At 67.2% G+C, this 16,144-nt stretch carries 13 protein-coding genes; 6 read left to right on the top strand and 7 right to left on the bottom strand.

Annotated features, from left to right (window positions below):
* Positions 1-115: 115 nt before the first annotated feature.
* Positions 116-904 (top strand): S1/P1 nuclease, encoded by a 789-nt coding sequence (locus AQZ49_RS15030; RefSeq protein WP_067617733.1) that lies wholly within the window; start codon positions 116-118, stop codon positions 902-904.
* 46 nt (positions 905-950) lie between these two features.
* Here AQZ49_RS15030 and AQZ49_RS15025 read toward each other — a convergent pair whose 3' ends face one another.
* Complete coding sequence (locus AQZ49_RS15025) at positions 951-1,808, bottom strand: galactosyltransferase-related protein (protein ID WP_067617247.1); 858 nt, start codon at positions 1,806-1,808, stop codon at positions 951-953.
* 69 nt (positions 1,809-1,877) lie between these two features.
* Positions 1,878-2,783 (bottom strand): SDR family oxidoreductase, encoded by a 906-nt coding sequence (locus tag AQZ49_RS15020; protein WP_067617244.1) that lies wholly within the window; start codon positions 2,781-2,783, stop codon positions 1,878-1,880.
* Between the two features lie 101 nt (positions 2,784-2,884).
* On the opposite strand from AQZ49_RS15020, the gene AQZ49_RS15015 reads away from it, so the two are divergent.
* Positions 2,885-3,712 (top strand): helix-turn-helix transcriptional regulator, encoded by an 828-nt coding sequence (locus tag AQZ49_RS15015; protein WP_369819142.1) that lies wholly within the window; start codon positions 2,885-2,887, stop codon positions 3,710-3,712.
* A 35-nt stretch (positions 3,713-3,747) separates the two neighbouring features.
* On the opposite strand, the gene pal is transcribed toward AQZ49_RS15015, so the two are convergent.
* Both pal and AQZ49_RS15005 read right to left on the bottom strand, forming a co-directional pair.
* Positions 3,748-4,296, bottom strand: coding sequence for a peptidoglycan-associated lipoprotein Pal (gene pal, locus AQZ49_RS15010; protein ID WP_369819141.1), 549 nt, complete (start codon positions 4,294-4,296; stop codon positions 3,748-3,750).
* Positions 4,297-4,316: 20 nt separating this feature from the next.
* Positions 4,317-5,603 carry a chloride channel protein gene (locus tag AQZ49_RS15005; RefSeq protein WP_067617238.1) on the bottom strand — a complete coding sequence of 429 codons (1,287 nt, stop codon included), beginning with the start codon at positions 5,601-5,603 and terminating at the stop codon, positions 4,317-4,319.
* A gap of 153 nt (positions 5,604-5,756) precedes the next feature.
* Between AQZ49_RS15005 and AQZ49_RS15000 the strand changes: the two genes are divergently transcribed.
* The 4 genes from AQZ49_RS15000 (at position 5,757) to AQZ49_RS14985 (ending at position 11,227) form a co-directional block, all read left to right on the top strand.
* Positions 5,757-6,593 carry a LysR family transcriptional regulator gene (locus AQZ49_RS15000; RefSeq protein WP_231739257.1) on the top strand — a complete coding sequence of 279 codons (837 nt, stop codon included), beginning with the start codon at positions 5,757-5,759 and terminating at the stop codon, positions 6,591-6,593.
* Between the two features lie 80 nt (positions 6,594-6,673).
* Complete coding sequence (locus tag AQZ49_RS14995; protein ID WP_231739256.1) at positions 6,674-8,872, top strand: hypothetical protein; 2,199 nt, start codon at positions 6,674-6,676, stop codon at positions 8,870-8,872.
* A gap of 52 nt (positions 8,873-8,924) precedes the next feature.
* Positions 8,925-10,532, top strand: coding sequence for a DUF4118 domain-containing protein (locus AQZ49_RS14990; protein ID WP_231739255.1), 1,608 nt, complete (start codon positions 8,925-8,927; stop codon positions 10,530-10,532).
* Positions 10,532-11,227 carry a response regulator gene (locus tag AQZ49_RS14985; protein WP_067617721.1) on the top strand — a complete coding sequence of 232 codons (696 nt, stop codon included), beginning with the start codon at positions 10,532-10,534 and terminating at the stop codon, positions 11,225-11,227. Before AQZ49_RS14990 ends, AQZ49_RS14985 begins: the two co-directional genes overlap by 1 nt.
* Positions 11,228-11,230: 3 nt before the next feature.
* Here the strand turns inward: AQZ49_RS14985 and AQZ49_RS14980 are convergent, their stop codons facing one another.
* The 3 genes from AQZ49_RS14980 to AQZ49_RS14970 are packed head-to-tail and all read right to left on the bottom strand — an operon-like array spanning position 11,231 to position 16,040.
* Positions 11,231-12,904: a TolC family protein gene (locus AQZ49_RS14980; protein ID WP_067617233.1), complete on the bottom strand. Its 1,674-nt coding sequence runs from the start codon at positions 12,902-12,904 to the stop codon at positions 11,231-11,233.
* 5 nt (positions 12,905-12,909) lie between these two features.
* The gene (locus AQZ49_RS14975; protein WP_067617229.1) at positions 12,910-14,253 is read right to left on the bottom strand and encodes an HlyD family type I secretion periplasmic adaptor subunit; all 1,344 of its coding nucleotides are present in this window, start codon (positions 14,251-14,253) and stop codon (positions 12,910-12,912) included.
* On the bottom strand, positions 14,250-16,040 hold the full coding sequence (locus AQZ49_RS14970; protein WP_067617226.1) for a type I secretion system permease/ATPase: 1,791 nt from the start codon (positions 16,038-16,040) through the stop codon (positions 14,250-14,252). Before AQZ49_RS14970 ends, AQZ49_RS14975 begins: the two co-directional genes overlap by 4 nt.
* Positions 16,041-16,144 lie beyond the last annotated feature (104 nt).

Below are 16,144 nucleotides of genomic sequence, written 5' to 3'. Positions count from 1 at the left end.
TGCATGTTCGCACAGGTCACTTGGTAAAGTCTGAACGGTCACAGTCTTGAAACTACGGACGGGATTTGCGCAAAAATCGCTTTTTCTGTCATAATTGGCGGCTAGGAATATGGCCATGCGTATTCTAGCCCTGTCTTTCGCCGCCCTTTCGCTGGTTGTTCCACAAGCCCCCGCATGCGCCTGGGGCGCCATCGGTCACCGGGTGACCGGGGCGATTGCCGATGACAATCTGAGCGGGGTGGCGCGCGCGCATGTGCACCAGATTCTGGGCACCGAAACACTGGCGCAGGCATCAACCTGGCCCGATGAAGAGCGGTCAAACCCCGCGGAATTCTGGCAGAAAACCGCCTCTCCATGGCACTATGTCACGGTTCCCGCAGGAACGCCTTATACCACAGCGCTGGCCCCGCCCGAGGGCGATGCGGTGACCGCGCTGACGCGGTTTACCGCCACGCTGCGCGATCCCAGGGCCTCGCTCGACGACAAGCGCCTGGCCCTGCGGTTCGTCGTGCATATCATCGGCGATCTGCATCAGCCGCTCCACGCCGGGCGCCCCGGCGATCGCGGCGGCAATCTGGTGGCAGTGACCTGGTTCGGAAAACCGACCAACCTGCATGCGGTGTGGGATTCGGCGATGATCGAAGACCGCCAACTGTCATGGTCGGAACAGGCCGCCTGGCTGGAACGCGCGATCACCCCCGAACAGGTCATCGCGTGGAGCGATGTGCGGCCCACCACCTGGATCGCCGAAAGCGTCGCCTTGCGCGAAACGATCTATCCCGCCGATCCCAAGCTGTCGTGGAGCTATGCCTGGCAAAACCGGCAGGCGCTGAACGATCGTCTGGCCATGGCAGGGGTGCGCATCGCCGCCTATCTCGACTGGGTGTTCGCCCCCGATCGGTAATCGAAGGGCGGGCTTGCAAGGATGCAGGCCATCCATCGGTGCCCTGTCAGGCTGTGCCGTTGCCAAAGTTCCTGCGCATCAGGTCGTTCGCATGCCCGGCCAATTGTTGTGGCGTGCTGCCGGTCGTCAGCGTCAGCAGCGCCCGTTTCGCGGGGTCGCCTTGCGCCAATGTATGCAGGGCGGTGCGATCGGCGGCGTCGTGGTGCAAGTGAAAGGTGGGCGGCGGCACCGAATGCCAGCGCAGGCCGAGCCGGGTTGCCCGGATCAGCAGTTCATCGTCTTCGCCGCCCCAGTCGGCAAAGCCTTCGTGATAGCCGCCACACGTGACGAACCTGTCCTTGCGCCAGAACGTGATGCCGCTTGACTGGTTGTCGTAAAGGCGGGTGACGTCGGGGGGCAGGTCGGTCGTGCGGATGCTGTCGAACACCGCAAAGTCGAGCGTGCGGCAAAACCGCCGTTTCAACCCGCCTGCGACATTCAGGATCGACCAATGCGGGGTGCGCACGTCGCTGATATCCGCATCGAGCAGGACATCGACGGCGTGGCGCATCAGGTGTGGCCAGCCGATCATGTCGGCGTCGTGGAAACAGATCACCGGCGATCGGCTGACCCGCGCGCCCAGATTGAGCAGGCGTGCCTTGTTGAACGGGCCGGGGTCTTCGACAAAGTGGTACAGCAGGTTCGCGGCGCGCAGGGCATGCAGGTCGAACCGGGGGCTGGCGTCACCTTCGACCAGCACCAGATCGAAATCGCAATAAGTGCGTTGCAAAAACCCCAGTGTGGCGCGCAAGTTTTCGGCGCGTTCCGCGCTGGCCTGGCGATAGGCGACGATCAGGGTGGTCCCGCGCAGCGATACCGCATCGCCTGCCGGGCGGGGAAGGGGGCTTGCCGCAGGATTGGTCACCGCCGCAGCCTAGCGGACAATGATGCTGGGCGGGATTACGCAGAACTACGCGCACCCCGCCCGGCGCCATCAGGCGGCGTTGGGCGCAGTTGCGTAGTCCATCGCGCGCAGATCCTCGATCAGCCCCGGCCCGACCGGGTTCCAGCCGAGTTCGGCGCGCGTCCAGGCGCTCGATGCGACCACGTCCATGCCCGCAAACATCGCAAACCAGCCGAAATGCGCCGGGGCCTGTTCTGCGGTCAGCGACACAGTCGGCACGCCGAGCCCGGCGGCCACGACGTCGACAATCGCGCGCGCGGGGACGCCATCTTCGGCAACCGCGTGATAGCGGGCGCCCTTGTGGCCGCGTTCGAGCGCCAGGCGATAGAGCCGCGCCACATCGACCACGTGTGCCGCCGCCCAGCGATTGGTGCCTTCGCCAAGATAGGCGGCCACGCCCTGTTCGCGGGCGATTGCGATGAACGGTGTGATCAGACCTTGCCTGACCGTATCATGGACTTGCGGCAGCCGGATCACCCGCACATCGATGCCCGCCTCCACCAGGGCTTGCGCCTGCGCCTCGGAACCGACGCGCGGGTTGGGGTGGTGGAGATTGAGTACCTGTTCGGTCGCGGGCTGGCCATCGCCGGGATCGCCCATGCCCACCCCCGACGTGATCAGCAACGGGCGGTCAGACCCGGCCAGCGCTTCGCCCAGGGCGGCGATCGCGCGGCGGTCCTTTTCGCAATTGGCCAGGAAATTGGTGAAATCGTGATCGAACGCGGCATGGATCACCGCGTCGGCCTGCGCCGCGCCGCGGCGCAAGCTGTCGGGGTCTTCCAGCGTGCCGCTATGGATTGCGACGCCCGCCTTGGCCAATTGGCGCTCGCCCGCGTCGGATCGGGTCAGTCCGATCACTTCGTGTCCGGCGGCAAGCAGTTCGGGGATGAGATGGGTGCCGATGAAACCGGTCGCACCAGTCAGGAATACGCGCATGGGATAGGCTCCGGGGTTGTCCTGAGGGGGGGTGTGCGGCCATTCGGCTTTATGGTAAAGTAGTGATCATATCATGGTATAATAGATAACAGGACAGTATCGTGGCGAGTGTCGATACCACCAATCCGCTGGGGCGGTTCTTGCGCGACCGGCGTGCGCGCATGGACCCGGTGGCGCTGGGCTATGGCGGCGGGCGACGGCGTACGCCCGGTCTGCGGCGCGAGGAAGTGGCCCATCGCGCCAATATCAGCCCCACCTGGTACACCTGGCTCGAACAGGGGCGCGGCGGTGCGCCGTCTGCCGATGTGCTCAACCGGCTTGCCGCCGGACTGATGCTGACCGACCCGGAGCGCGAACATCTGTTTGTGCTGGGGCTGGGACGTCCGCCAGAGCCGCGCTACACGCGCACCGATGATGTCACCCCCCGGTTGCAGCGCGTGCTCGACGCCTTTGCGATCAGCCCGGCGATCATCAAGACCGCCACCTGGGATGTGGTCGCCTGGAACCGCGCGGCCGCCGCCGTGCTCACCGATTATGGCCGTTTGCCGCGTGAAGAGCGCAATATCCTGCGGCTGATCTTTGCAGATCCGCGGGCCAAGTCGATGCAGCAAGACTGGCAGGCGGTCGCGCGCTATGTTGTCGGCGCGTTCCGGGCCGATGCCGCGCGCGCCGGGGCCGGGGCAAAGATTGCCGACCTGGTGGAGGAACTGTCGCGGCAGAGCGCCGAATTCGCACTGCTGTGGCAAAGCAACGATGTTGCCGGGCACGCCGACGGGCTCAAGCGCCTGCACCATCCGGTGCTCGGACTGATCGAGCTGGAATTTTCGGCATTTGCGATCGACGGTCGCCCCGAACTGGGGCTGATCGTCTACAACCCGGCCAATGCCGAGACTGCCGCGCGCATCCGTAGTTTTCTGGCCGAGGCCTGACGCCGGATCGATCCGGCATCAGGCTGGGGCTCTGATCAGTCGATCGTGACGGTGACGGCGCGCCGGTTTTTAGCCCAGGCTTCCTCGTTCGAAGCCGGGTCGACCGGGCGTTCCTTGCCATAGCTGATCACGTTGATGCGGTTGGCCGCCACGCCAAGCTGGATCAGATAGTTCTTGGCCGCAGTGGCGCGGCGTTCGCCCAGCGCCAGGTTGTATTCGCGGGTGCCGCGTTCGTCGCAATGGCCTTCGATCGTCGCGCGCTTGGCGGGATAGCGTTGCAGCCAGTGCGCCTGCGCCTGCAGGGCCTCGACCGCCTGCTGATCGATGTCGGATTTGTCGAAAGCGAAATGGATCGTGTCGCGGCCCGCCATTTCAGCCAGAAAATCGGCCTGGCTGCCGGGCTGAATGCCGACCGTGCGCATCGGCTCGGGCTGGGCGGTGGTCGTCGATGCGGCGGGCGGGGGTGGCGGCGGCAATTGCGCCGGGTGCTTTGCGGCGCAGGCCGACAACGCAGCGCTGAGCAAGAGCGACGCTGCAAATGCGGGCATCCGGCGCGGGAAGGCGGACTTCAAATCAGTGGCCATCGTCATAGTCTCCTTGGGCATCATGCCGCGACAGGGGTGCGGAACTGGCGCGACAGCGCGTGGTAGAGCTTTTGGTGACAGACCATCGCGCTGACCCAGTCGGCGATCAGCGCGGTGGCGAGCAAGGGCAGGATCATCGTGCGATCATCGGTCATTTCCATCATGATGATCACCGCAGTCAGCGGCGCGCGCACGACACCGGTGAAATAGCCGATCATGCCCAGCAGCACGATCGCGCCCGCCGAGTCGGCGGGGAACAGCAGCGCAATCAACTGGCCGAGCCCGGCGCCGACCGACAGCGAGGGCGCAAAGATGCCGCCCGGCGCGCCGCTGATTGCGGTGGCCAGCGTCGCCACGAACTTGGCCGGGCCAAAGCTCAGAGGCGCGGTTTCGCCCGACAACAGGCCGCGCGTGGTTTCATAGCCGGTGCCCCAGCTCAGGCCGTTGGTGGCCAGCCCGGTTGCCGCCACGACGATGCCGCACACCAGCGCCAGCAGCATCGGCCGCGCGCGCATCGCCACATAGAATGGCCAGCGCGACCAGGCCTGCGCCACCAGCGCGCGCGCAAACAGGCCGCCGGTGATCCCGCCCAGCACGCCCGACACCGGCGCGACCACCAGCATCGCGTGCAACGGCAGCGCCTGCGTCACCATTCCGAAATAGACATAGTCGCCATAGAGCCCCAGACTGACGAGGCCCGAAATCATCACCGCCGCCATCACATAGACCGCAACGCGCTGTTCAAAGGCAGAGGCCAGTTCCTCGATCGCAAAGGCCACCCCGGCCAGCGGGGTATTGAACGCGGCCGCCACCCCGGCCGCTCCGCCTGCAATGATCACCCCGGCGGTGATCGGCACGCGCAGCACACGGTGGACGGCGGTCACCACCGCCGCGCTGATCTGTACGGTCGGGCCTTCGCGTCCGACCGATCCCCCCGATAGCAGCATCGCGATCGTGCCGACGAATTTGGCCGCCGCCGTCTTCATCGAAACCAGCGGGCCATGGGCACTGCGCGTCGGGCTGTGCCCGGCGGCCATGACCTGGGGAATGCCCGATCCGCGCGCATCGGGAAACCAGCGCCGGGTGGCCTGCGCGGTGATCACGAACATCAGCGGGGTGATCAGCGCCGGCGCCCAGTGCCAGGTTTCGTATCCGCGCAGAAACACATGCTGGGCCCATTCGCCGCATCGCGCGAACGCGATTGCCACCAGGCTGAGCAACACCGCCCCGGCAATCGCGGCAAATCGCGTGCGAAACGCCCCCATTCCGGAACGACCGGCTTTGATCAGCGAGCGGGCAGGGGACATACAATTCCAGACTGGTATGCCCAAACCGTCGGCCTGACCTCGTGTTGAGGGCGGGAGGATTGGGCGCCCGGCCCATAGCAGCGCGATTAAAATCTGATAATCGCGATTGTTCGAATTTTAAATACGGGATATCAAAATTAAATGGATGTGCTGGTGGTGCGGACTTTTCTGGCGGCGGCCGATACGGGCAGCTTCATCGCGGCAGGCAGGCGAGTGCACGCCAGTGCCTCGGCGGTGACCGAGCGGATCAAACAGCTTGAATTTCAGCTTGGCGCGCGGCTGTTCGATCGCGACAAACGCGGATGCCGCCTGACCCAGGCCGGGCACCGGTTTCTCGAACCGGCACAAGCGATGGTGCGCGCCTGGGAAACGGGGCGCAGCCGGGTGACTTTGCCCGCGCGCTATCTGCACAGCGTACGGATCGGCGGGCAGCACGCCTTGTGGCCGGCGCTGCTGATACCGATGCTGAATGAATTGACCCGCGTGCGGCCCGATATTGCGGTGCGCGCGGCGGCGGCTGCCCCGGCGCAGCTCAATCGCGCGCTGGCGGTCGGCGAACTCGACATGGCGTTTCTTTATGACCCGGTGCTGCGCGGTGGTATCCGTATCGAACAGCTCGTCGCCGACCGTCTGGTGCTGGTATCGAGCCGGCCTGAGCGCGACTGGCGCGAGATTTTCGTGCATTTCGACTGGGGGGAGAACGCCAATGCGGAAATCCGCGCGCGGATGGGCGATCTGCCCGCGGCGGGCATCGAGCTTGAACTCGGCATCCTGGCGCTCGACTGGCTGACCAGCACAGGGGGCGCCGGGTTCGTGCCCGAACGCATGGCGCGCCGCCATCTCGATGAAGGCAAACTGGCGGTGGTCGACGGCGTCGGGGGGATCGAATTTTCGCCGTTCATCTGCTGGCGCGCATCGTTGGATTCGGGCATCTGCACCACCGTGATCGATCTGGCCCGGCGGCATGGTGTGCATACGTCCGCGTTGTGACGATCGACCGATGTTGTTCATCCACCATAACGCTAAAGTCATCTAGCCCCTTGTCCTGCCTCTCTTTCGAACGAGTCGCCATGTTCCGTTCCGGCCGCGCGCTTGCCATGATTTCTGCCATGCTGACGGTGCTGTGCGGTGCGGTGATCGTGCCGGGCGCCCCGGCACTGGCCGATCCGGCGCCGTTCGATCTGGCCGGGCCCGATCTGCAGGTATCGGTCACCCGCCACGGGGTCACGCTGCCGATCGCGACGGTGCCGCAACTGGCGCCGGGCGACCGCATCGCGGTGAAGGTCATGTTGCCGCCGAACCAGACCGCGCATTATCTGCTGGTTGCCGCGTTTCTGCGCGATCCCACCAATCCGCCGCCCGATGCGTGGTTCTATCGCTCGGAAACCTGGCGGTCCAAGGGTCGGGGCGGCGGGCCGCTCGATCTGGTGGTGCCCGATGAGGCCCGGCATCTGGCGCTGTTTCTGGCGCCTGCAACCGGCGGCGATTTTGCCACGTTGCGCCATGCGGTAGAGGCGCGTCCCGGCGCGTTTATCCGCGCCGCGCAGGATCTGGAACAGGCCTCGCTCGATCGCAGCCGGTTCGAAGCCTACCTCGCCGCGATCCGCAAAGTGTCGGGCGCCACGCCCGACACGCTGGCGCACGAGGCGCCGACGATTGCCAGTGCCCTGCGTATCAAGATCAACGAGGATTGCCTGCAACGCCAGGCCGAATTCCAGGCCGCCTGCCTGCTCGACAGCAAACAGGCGGTGGTGCTGGGCAGTGATGGCAGCGCCAATGGCGCGGTGACCGGCGCGGCCACCGATCTGGTGATGAACCTGAGCAACACCGCAGCGGGCGGCGCGGGCTATTACAGCCCCTATATCGGCGCGATCAAGGACATCATCGGCATCTTTGGCGCGATGCACAGCCCCAGGTTCCAGTATATTCCCGCGCTCGGGCTGGCGCACGACAACACGCTCGGGCTGGTGCTCAACACGCCGCCCTCGTTTGCTGATCCCAAATCAGTGCTGATGGCGGCGCTGCCGGGGATCAAGCCGCCGCTGCCGCTCGTGCCGCATCGCCAACCCGGCGGGATGGCACCGTGTCTGGGCGCCAAGGAACCGCTGGTCCCGCTGACGATCAGCCCGCTCTATTACGCGACCGCCTATGCCCACGACCTCAGCCTGCGGGTCCATCGCGCGGGCGAGGCGATGCTCGATCTGCCGCTGGTGGCCGATCCGGTGCGCGGCGGGCTGGTGATCGCGCCCGGCACGGCCTGGCCGCGCGATCTGGCCGAACCCCTGGGCGCAACGCTGCATGGCATGTGGGGGTTCGATGCGTTCAACGGGCCGGATGTTCCGCTGGCAGTGCCGGGCGACTGGCACTGGCAGCGCAAGGAACCCGGCAAGGAAGACGGCACGCTGGTGCTCCATGGCGCGGCGGCGGCCTGTGTGGCGACGATCACCGCGGCCACACCGCATGGCCTGGCGCATCCGGCCAGTTGGAAAGTGCTGGGCCCGGACGAGATTGCGGTGACCCTGCCACCGGAAGCCGACCGGCGCGAACCGGTGACACTGGCCATCGACGGGCCCGAAACGATCGACGCGGCAAAGATCGTGGTTCCTGCCGCAACGCGTCCGCAACCGCCTGCCGCAAGGATTGTCGCCCGCTTTTCCGAGCCACCTGCCAACGGCCCGGATGCGACGGCGCCAAACCTGAAGCTCGACGGTGCCGACGAGATCCCGGCGAACCTGTGGCTCAGCTTTACGTTGAAGGCAGAGCCGGGCCAGCATTTCACCGGCCACGAAGTGGTCGAAGTGGGCACCAGCAGCAGCGATACCAGTGTCCGGCTGACATCGGGCAATGGCCTGACGCTGGTCGATCCGACGGTGCTGGTCGTCAATTTCCTGCCCGGCCAGGCGCTCGGCGGTTCCGCCTATGGGCCGTTGCGGGCGCGGCTGTTGCGCGGCGAAGTTGCGGGCGATTGGCTGGGCATCGGCACGCTGGTGCGGTTGCCCCGGCTAAAAACGCTGGATTGCCCGGCCAATCCGGCCAATCCCTGCACCTTGCGCGGCGAAGCGCTTTATCTGCTGGCCTCGCTTTCGGCGACGCGAGAGTTCGACAGCGCCGCCAGCGTGCCCGACGGCTTTCCCGGATCGACGCTGCCGGTGATGCGGCCGGGCGCCGATGGTACGTTGTTCGTGCGGCTGCACGATGCGCCCGAAATCGTCAACCATGTGCGGTTCGCCACCATCGGCCAAAGCGCCCGGTCGATGCGCGCACCATGAAGGGCCGATTGCGCGCTCGACACCGCTGCCGGTGCGGCGCAGACTGCGCGGCGTGAGCGCACTTCCCGATCCTGCCCCATCGCTTGTGCCACCGGGCAGGCGCCGCGCGCCGCTGGCGGGTGCGCTGGTCAGCGCGTTTGGTCCCGCGCGCGAGGGCAGCAGCGCAACCGGGTGGCTGGTGTCGCTGGTGCTGATCGCGGTGGTCACGGCTGGCGGTGAAACGCTGGCGGCGCATGGCAACGACGCCGATATCAGCATGCTCTATCTGATCCCGGTGATCTATGCCGGCACGCGCCACGGGTTGGGCACCGGGCTGGCGACCGGGCTGGTGGCGGCGCTGGCCTATGACTTTTTCTTTGTGCCGCCGTTGTACAGCCTGCTGGTGGCCGATCCGTCGCATGTGCTGTCGATGGTCATCCTGATCGGCACGGCGGTGGTGTGCAGCCAATTGGGCGGGCAAGTGCGGCGCCAGGCGCGGCTGGCGCAGGCCAACGCCGATCGCAACGGCGCGATTGCCGGGTTTGCCCGGTTGCTGATGGGGATCAACCGGCGCGAAGACTTGTGGGCGCTGCTGGCGCGTGAGATCGCGCGGCTGCTCGATGTGCGCACGGTGGTGCTTGCGCCCGATATGCCGGGCGAAAGCGGGCGGCGGCTGGTGGTCAAGGCGGCGGTGCCCGCGTTCGACCGGCTCGACCTGATCGATGGCGTGGCGGCGCGCTGGGCCTATGACACCGCGCGGCCGACCGGGCCGGGCAGCGATGCCATGGCGGTGTCCGAATGGCAGTTCATCCCGGTGCTGGGCGGCAATGTCGCGCATGCGGTGTTTGGCGTCGGGCGCGAGGATGCGCGCATGGCGTTGACGGGCGCGCAGGAGCCGCTGCTGGCCAGCCTGCTCGACCAGGCCGGGCTGGCGCTGGCGCGGATCGCCGCCGAAGAAGACATGCTGGCGCTGGGCAAAGTGCAGGAACGCGACCGGTTGCGCGCCGCGCTGCTGTCGTCGATCGGGCACGATCTGCGCACGCCGCTGACCACCGTGCTGGGCATGTTGCGCGCGATCCGGCCCGAAACCGCGCGCCAACAGGCGCAGCTCGACAGCGCGCGTGGCGAGGCGGAGCGGCTGGATCGCTTTGTCGCCAACCTGATCGATATGGTGCGGATCGAAACCGGCGGGCTCGAACGGGCGCTTGAACCGGTCGATCTCAACGAAGCGGTAACTGCCGCGCTCGACGATCTGCGCCGCGTGCTGGGCGCGCATCCGGTGATTGTCGAGGTGGCGCGCGATCTGCCGCTGGTGATGGCCGATCCGGTGCTGTTGCACCATTGCCTGATCAATCTGGTCGACAATGCGGCGAAGCACGGACGCGCAGATGGCCCGGTCACGCTGCGTGCGCGGCCGGCGGGCGAAGGGCTGGCGCTGGCGGTGCTCGACGAAGGGCCGGGGATTGTCGCGGGCGAGGAACAGCGGGTATTCGGCATGTTCACCCGCCTTGAAGGATCCGATCGGCGCGGCGGCACCGGGCTGGGGCTGGCCATCGTCAAGGGTTTTGCGCAGGCGATGGGGATGGAAGTGGCCGCAGCCAACCGGGCAGAGGGCAAGGGCGCGGCGTTCACGCTGCTGATCCCGTCGGAAAACCTGCGGCAGGTCGATGGGGCGGGATGATGCGCGACGCGGTACGGGTATTGGTGATCGATGACGAACCGGCGATCCGCGCCTTGTTGCGCGGCGCGCTCGAACCGGCTGGGTATGACGTGATCGAGGCGGACAACGCGGCCCAGGCGCTGGCCGCTGCCCAGGCCCAGGCGCCGCACGTGGTGCTGCTCGATCTTGGTCTGCCCGATCGCGACGGGCTCGACCTGATCGCGCCGTTGCGCAAGGCGGGGGCGACCGTGCTGGTGGTTTCGGCGCGCGATGCCACCGCGCAGAAAGTGGCCGCGCTCGACCAGGGCGCCGACGACTATGTGACCAAACCGTTCGACACCGACGAAGTGCTGGCGCGTGTGCGCACCGCCTTGCGCCACCGCGCCGGGCCCGACGTGCTGGCCGCCGGCTTGCGCTTTGACGATATCGAGATCGATCTTGACGCGCGGGTGGTGCGCCGGGCCGGGGCCGAAGTGCATCTGGCGCCCAAGGAATTCGCGCTGCTGGCGGAACTGGCCGCCAACGCGGGCAAAGTGGTGACCCACACGCATCTGCTGCGCACGATCTGGGGGCCCGGTCACGAAACCGATGTCGAATACTTGCGTGTCGCCGCGCGCGGCATCCGGCGCAAACTGGAAACCGACGGCGCCGCCCCCTCGCGCATCCGCAACGAGCCGGGCGTGGGCTATCGGCTGGCGGTGGGGATGGGGAGTTAACCGTCAGCGATCGCTCAGCACGGCGGCTGGCGTGACGACCGCCTCGGCCGGGTCGCGGGTGTCGCGCGGTCGGTTGTGCGGCGCCGATACGCCATCGAGCGCGCGCAGCAACGGGGTGATCAGCGGCAGATCGTCCTGATGGCGCACTTTGCCGAGATGGCGCGCATCGTCGTAAAGGTTTTCGCCAGGCAACATCGCACCGGGTTCGAGCGCGCCGATCAGGCCGAGAATGCGCGCCAGATCGATGGTCGCGGTGGCCTTGGCCAGATTGGCGTTGCTGCGCACGGTCAACACTTCCAGTGCGAGTTGCAGCACGTCGAACGTGGTGATCTGGCCCGCACGTTCCTGGATCAGCGCGCCGTCATAGGCGCGCTGTGCGGCGTTGGCGGCATTGTCATAACGCACGGCAGAGGCCTGCTGCGCCAGCCAGTCGTTCCACGCGGCGGCAATCGCCGCGCGGGTGTCGCGCGTGGCCCCGTCGATCAGGCGCCAGTCCGAATCGTTGGCGGCCGCCGCGTCGGCGATCTGGGTGCGGCGCAGGCCGCTTTCGAAAATCGGGCCGCTGACCACCACGCTGACGATTTCCTCGTTATAGCGAGGCGAGGCGTCATAGGGGCTCTGGCTGGCGTAGAGCGCCTGGGCGTGCAGATCGACGCGCGGCAACAGGTTGGCGCGGGCTGACGCAATCCCCGCGCGCGACACCCGTTCGCGTTCGTGCGCAGCCAGAATGATCGGGCTGTGCGATTCGGCATAGGCATAGGCGTCTTCAAGCGTGCGCACCGGCAGTGGCATCGGCGGCGGCGGGGCCAGCGTCAGGTCGGCGCGCGCGCCGATCTTTTGCACCCAGGTTGCTTCGCTACTCGCGGCGGTGGCGGTGGCGGCATAGAGCTGGGCATGGGCTTCCTCGTCGCGGCTGCGGATCAGTTCGAGATCGGTGGCGGTGATTTCGTGCGCTGCCAGGCGCGTGCGGTTGGCCTGCAATTCCTGATCGAGCGCACGCACGTTGTCGGTGGCGATGGTCACCCCGGTGCGGTCGCGGATCAGCCCGGCATAGGCCGATATTGCGTCGAACAGCGCCTGTTGTTCGGTCGAGCGCAAGACCTGGTGCTGATAGGTGCGTTGCGCCGCCGCGCTGCGTTCGGCGGCAAAACTGCGGCCAAAGGTGAACAGCGGCATGGTCAGCACGGCCATCGCCGAATTGCTCCAGCCGCGGCCGGTGCTCGGCGTGGTCTGGCCCAGTTGCACTTGCAGTGCGTTGGGATTGTCGAGGTCGCGCTGCCACCCCTGGGTCAATTGGTAATCGAGTTGCAGGCCATAGGCGGCGCGCGCCTCGGGAATGCGATAGTCATAGCTTTTGACGAGTGCACGCTGCGCCAGGATCGCCGGGCTGGTCCAGTAGGCGAGCGCCAGCACCATCGTCCAGTCGCCGACCGGCGCATCGGCGGTTGCGGCCTGGCGCACCGCCGCCGGGGTTTCGGGCGGCAACGCCACCGCCTGCCGTGCGCGCAGGGCGGGGGGCTGGTCGTCATCCTGATCCTCGTTTTGCCCGCCCTGATCATCGACCGGGCCATAGAGCGGGCGCGTGGCCTGCCCGGCGCAAGGCGTGGTGCCAAGGACCAGTGCGGCGATCAATGCGGCGGGCAGCGCGGCAGGCAGGATCAGCAGGCGCATCGCCATCCGCCTCAATTGTCGCGAAATGCGCGCGAAAACTGGTCGCGCAGGGGCTTGGTCAGGTATGACAACAAGGTCCGGCGGCCCGTCGCAATGTGCACTTCGGCAGGCATGCCGCTTTTGAGCGCGAAATCGGCATGGGCCAGTGCCGCCGGATCGAGCGCCACCGTGGCCAGGTAATACATCTGTCTGGTGTCGGTGTTTTCAGTGCGGTCGGTGGCGACATAGGTCACCCGGCCGGGCAATTCCGGGGTGGCCGCGCGGTTCATCGCCGACAGGCGGATGCGCGCCTCGGCCCCGGCGCGCACCTGGCTGATCTGCGCCGGGCTGATCATTGCCTCGACCACCATGGCATCGTGATCGGGCACAATTTCCAGGATCGGTTCGGCGGGACGGATCACGTCGCCGATGGCGGTAAAGGCGCTCTTTTCGACTGTGCCGGCATAAGGCGCGCGCACCTCGCTGCGATCGCGGCTGTCGGTGGCGGTGACCCGGCGGATCTGTTGCTGGCCCAGTTGGGCGTTGATCTGGTTGAGTTCGTTGCCGGCCGCGATCCGGCGGGTCTGCACCAGTTGGCTGGCCTGTGCGCGGGCCTCGATGATCCGCGCGCGGGCCTGCGCGATCTGCGCTTCGAGCGAACCGCGCGTGCCACCCAGATCGGCAACCGTGCGATCGAGCTGGTTCATTCGGCTGATCGTGACGAGTTGCTGGTCCCACAGGTCGCGCACGCCCTGTCTTTCGCGCTCGATCAGGCGGCGCTGTTCGTCGATCGCGGCGATTTGCGCCGCGATCCCGGCAATCTGCGCATTGTCCTGCTGTTCGCGCGCGGCCAGTTGCGCGGCCATGCCGCGTGTCTCGCTCTGGTGAAGGGCAAACAGCCGCCGTTCGTCCTCCATTGCCTTGTCTGCGGCCGGGGTCTGCGCACCGGTCAGCTCGGCGGGGAACGTCAGCATGGGCAGGCCAAGCCGTTCGGCCTCTGCCCGCGCCTTTTGCGCCAGCAACTGGTCGACGGTCTGGTCCGCCAACCGCGCATCGGCACCCGAAACGCGATCATCGAGCCGCAACAGCACCTGGCCCGCGACCACGCGGTCGCCATTGTGCACCAGGATTTCGCCGATCACCCCGCCGGTCGGATGGGCCACGCGCTTGATCCGGGATTGGACCGTGATCTGTCCAGGGCCGATCACCGCCCCATCGATCGGTACGGTCGCCGCCAGCGCGAACAGCACCAGCAACAGCCCGGTCATCGCCTGCAACTGCCGCCGCAGCCCAGGTGGCGCGGCGACCCGCGCGGTATCGTGCCACACGCGCGGCACCAGTGCGCCGGGATCTTCGGGCAGGGGCGATGCGGTCATGCGGCGGCTCCGTGGTGATCGTCATCGGCGGCGTCCCAATCGACACTGGCCGGGCGCGCCGGACTGTCGCCGCTGATCCGCCGCAACACCGCGTCGCGTTCGCCGAAATCGACCAGCCGACCCTGCTGCATCACCGCCATGTGGGTGGCAGGGCCCAGCGTGGCCGGGCGATGCGTGATCATCACCACGATCCCGCCGCGCCGCTGCACCGCGCCGATCGCGCTGGCGAGTGCGGCATCGCCATCGGCATCGAGATTGGAATTGGCCTCATCCAGCACGATCAGGAAGGGATCGCCATAGAGCGCGCGCGCCAGGCCGATCCGCTGGCGCTGACCCGCCGACAGTTCGCCGCCGCCTGCGGCAATGCGCGTTTCATAGCCATCGGGCAGTGCCAGGATCGTCTCGTGCATCCCGGCGGCGCGCGCGGCGTCAATGATCGCGGACGACGGTGCGACGGGATCGAAGCGGGCGATGTTTTCGCCGATCGTGCCATCGATCAGATCGACGCCTTGCGCCACATAACCGAAATGGGGGCCGATCGCATCGGCGTCCCACTGGTCGATAGTTGCGCCGTCAAGCCGGATTTCGCCCCGCGCGGGCGTCCACAGCCCCAGCATTGCACGCACGAGGCTCGATTTTCCCGCCGCGCTGGGCCCGACCAGCGCCAGCACTTGCCCGGCGCGCAGTGTCAGCGTGACACCCTGCACGGCAAAACGCGACGAACCGGGTGGGACCAGCCACACATCGCGCAAGGCGATCTGTGCCACCGGCGGATCGAGCGCGACCGCGCGCGACGGTGGGCGACGCCAGGTGGTGATACCGATCACCACGCGTGCCCAGCCGCTGCGCGCGGCAACCACTGTGCGCCATTGCGCGATCGCCTGATCGACCGGCGCCAGCGCGCGGCCCGACAGCACCGAAGAGGCCAGGATCACCCCGCCGCTGGCCTGTCCGTCGATCACCAGCAGCGCGCCGACCGTCAGGATCAGCGATTGCAACGCCATGCGAAACGTGCGGCTGGCCCCGCCCAGCCGCGCGAGCGTGCGCGCGAGATAGGACTGTGCGGCAATGAAATCGGTGTCCCAGCGTTGGGTGCGGTGGACCAGCCGCGCCTGCATGCCCATGGCCAGGGCCACGTCGCCAAAGCGGATTTCGGCGGTGGCGGCTGCGGCGCGGCTGCCGGTGATCATCGCCAGATCGCGCGATCCGGTCTGCACCCGGTGGTTGGACCACAGCGCCAGCGCGGCCATCACCAGCGTGCCACCAAGCGCGGTCAGCCCCAGCCACCAATGCAGCGCGAACAGCACCGCCATGAACAGCACCACCCACGGCAGATCGATCAGTGCGACAGGACCCGCCCCGGCCAGAAAGGCGTGGATCGAATCGAGGTCGCGGATCAGTTGCAGCCCGTCGCCGCGATCAGGGCCCTGGTGCTGCGGGCGGATCACGGTGGCCTGGTGCACCGCCTCGAACAGATCATCGTGCACGCCGTTGGCCAGCGCGAGCAGCGCCTGGGCGCGGATCGCCTCGAACAGCGCCTGGAACAGATAGACCAGCGCCAGCATCACGAACAACCCGATCAGCGTCGGCACGCTGCGGCTGGGCAGCACGCTGTCATAGACCAGCATCATGTAGGCAGAGCCTGCAAACACCAGCACATTGATCAGCACGCTGGCCAGCGCGACCAGCGCCAGGTGGCCGCGATAACGGCGCGCAAACAGCGCCAGAAATTGCCGGCGCGCGCCTGTGTGTTCGGGGTTGTTGTATTCCGCGCTGGTACGATCCACGATCCGGTCTTTGCCCTCAAGGCCGGGCGGTGCCCTGGCGTTGGCGGCAATGTGGCATAACGCCAGGGCGGATCAGGCGAAGTTGCAACCGAACTGATCCATTT

It is taken from the genome of Novosphingobium sp. FSW06-99, from assembly GCF_001519065.1.
Taxonomy (GTDB): Bacteria; Pseudomonadota; Alphaproteobacteria; order Sphingomonadales; family Sphingomonadaceae; genus Novosphingobium.
This window is presented reverse-complemented; position numbering and strand designations above follow the sequence as displayed.

Excerpts from the sequence above, each read along its gene's own strand:
- AQZ49_RS14985 (WP_067617721.1), top strand. The coding sequence starts at position 10,532 with ATGCGCGACGCGGTACGGGTATTGGTGATCGATGACGAACCGGCGATC.
- AQZ49_RS14980 (WP_067617233.1), bottom strand. The coding sequence starts at position 12,904 with ATGGCGATGCGCCTGCTGATCCTGCCTGCCGCGCTGCCCGCCGCATTG.
- AQZ49_RS15030 (WP_067617733.1), top strand. The coding sequence starts at position 116 with ATGCGTATTCTAGCCCTGTCTTTCGCCGCCCTTTCGCTGGTTGTTCCA.
- AQZ49_RS14975 (WP_067617229.1), bottom strand. The coding sequence starts at position 14,253 with ATGACCGCATCGCCCCTGCCCGAAGATCCCGGCGCACTGGTGCCGCGC.
- AQZ49_RS15020 (WP_067617244.1), bottom strand. The coding sequence starts at position 2,783 with ATGCGCGTATTCCTGACTGGTGCGACCGGTTTCATCGGCACCCATCTC.
- pal (WP_369819141.1), bottom strand. The coding sequence starts at position 4,296 with ATGGCCACTGATTTGAAGTCCGCCTTCCCGCGCCGGATGCCCGCATTT.
- AQZ49_RS15005 (WP_067617238.1), bottom strand. The coding sequence starts at position 5,603 with ATGTCCCCTGCCCGCTCGCTGATCAAAGCCGGTCGTTCCGGAATGGGG.
- AQZ49_RS14995 (WP_231739256.1), top strand. The coding sequence starts at position 6,674 with ATGTTCCGTTCCGGCCGCGCGCTTGCCATGATTTCTGCCATGCTGACG.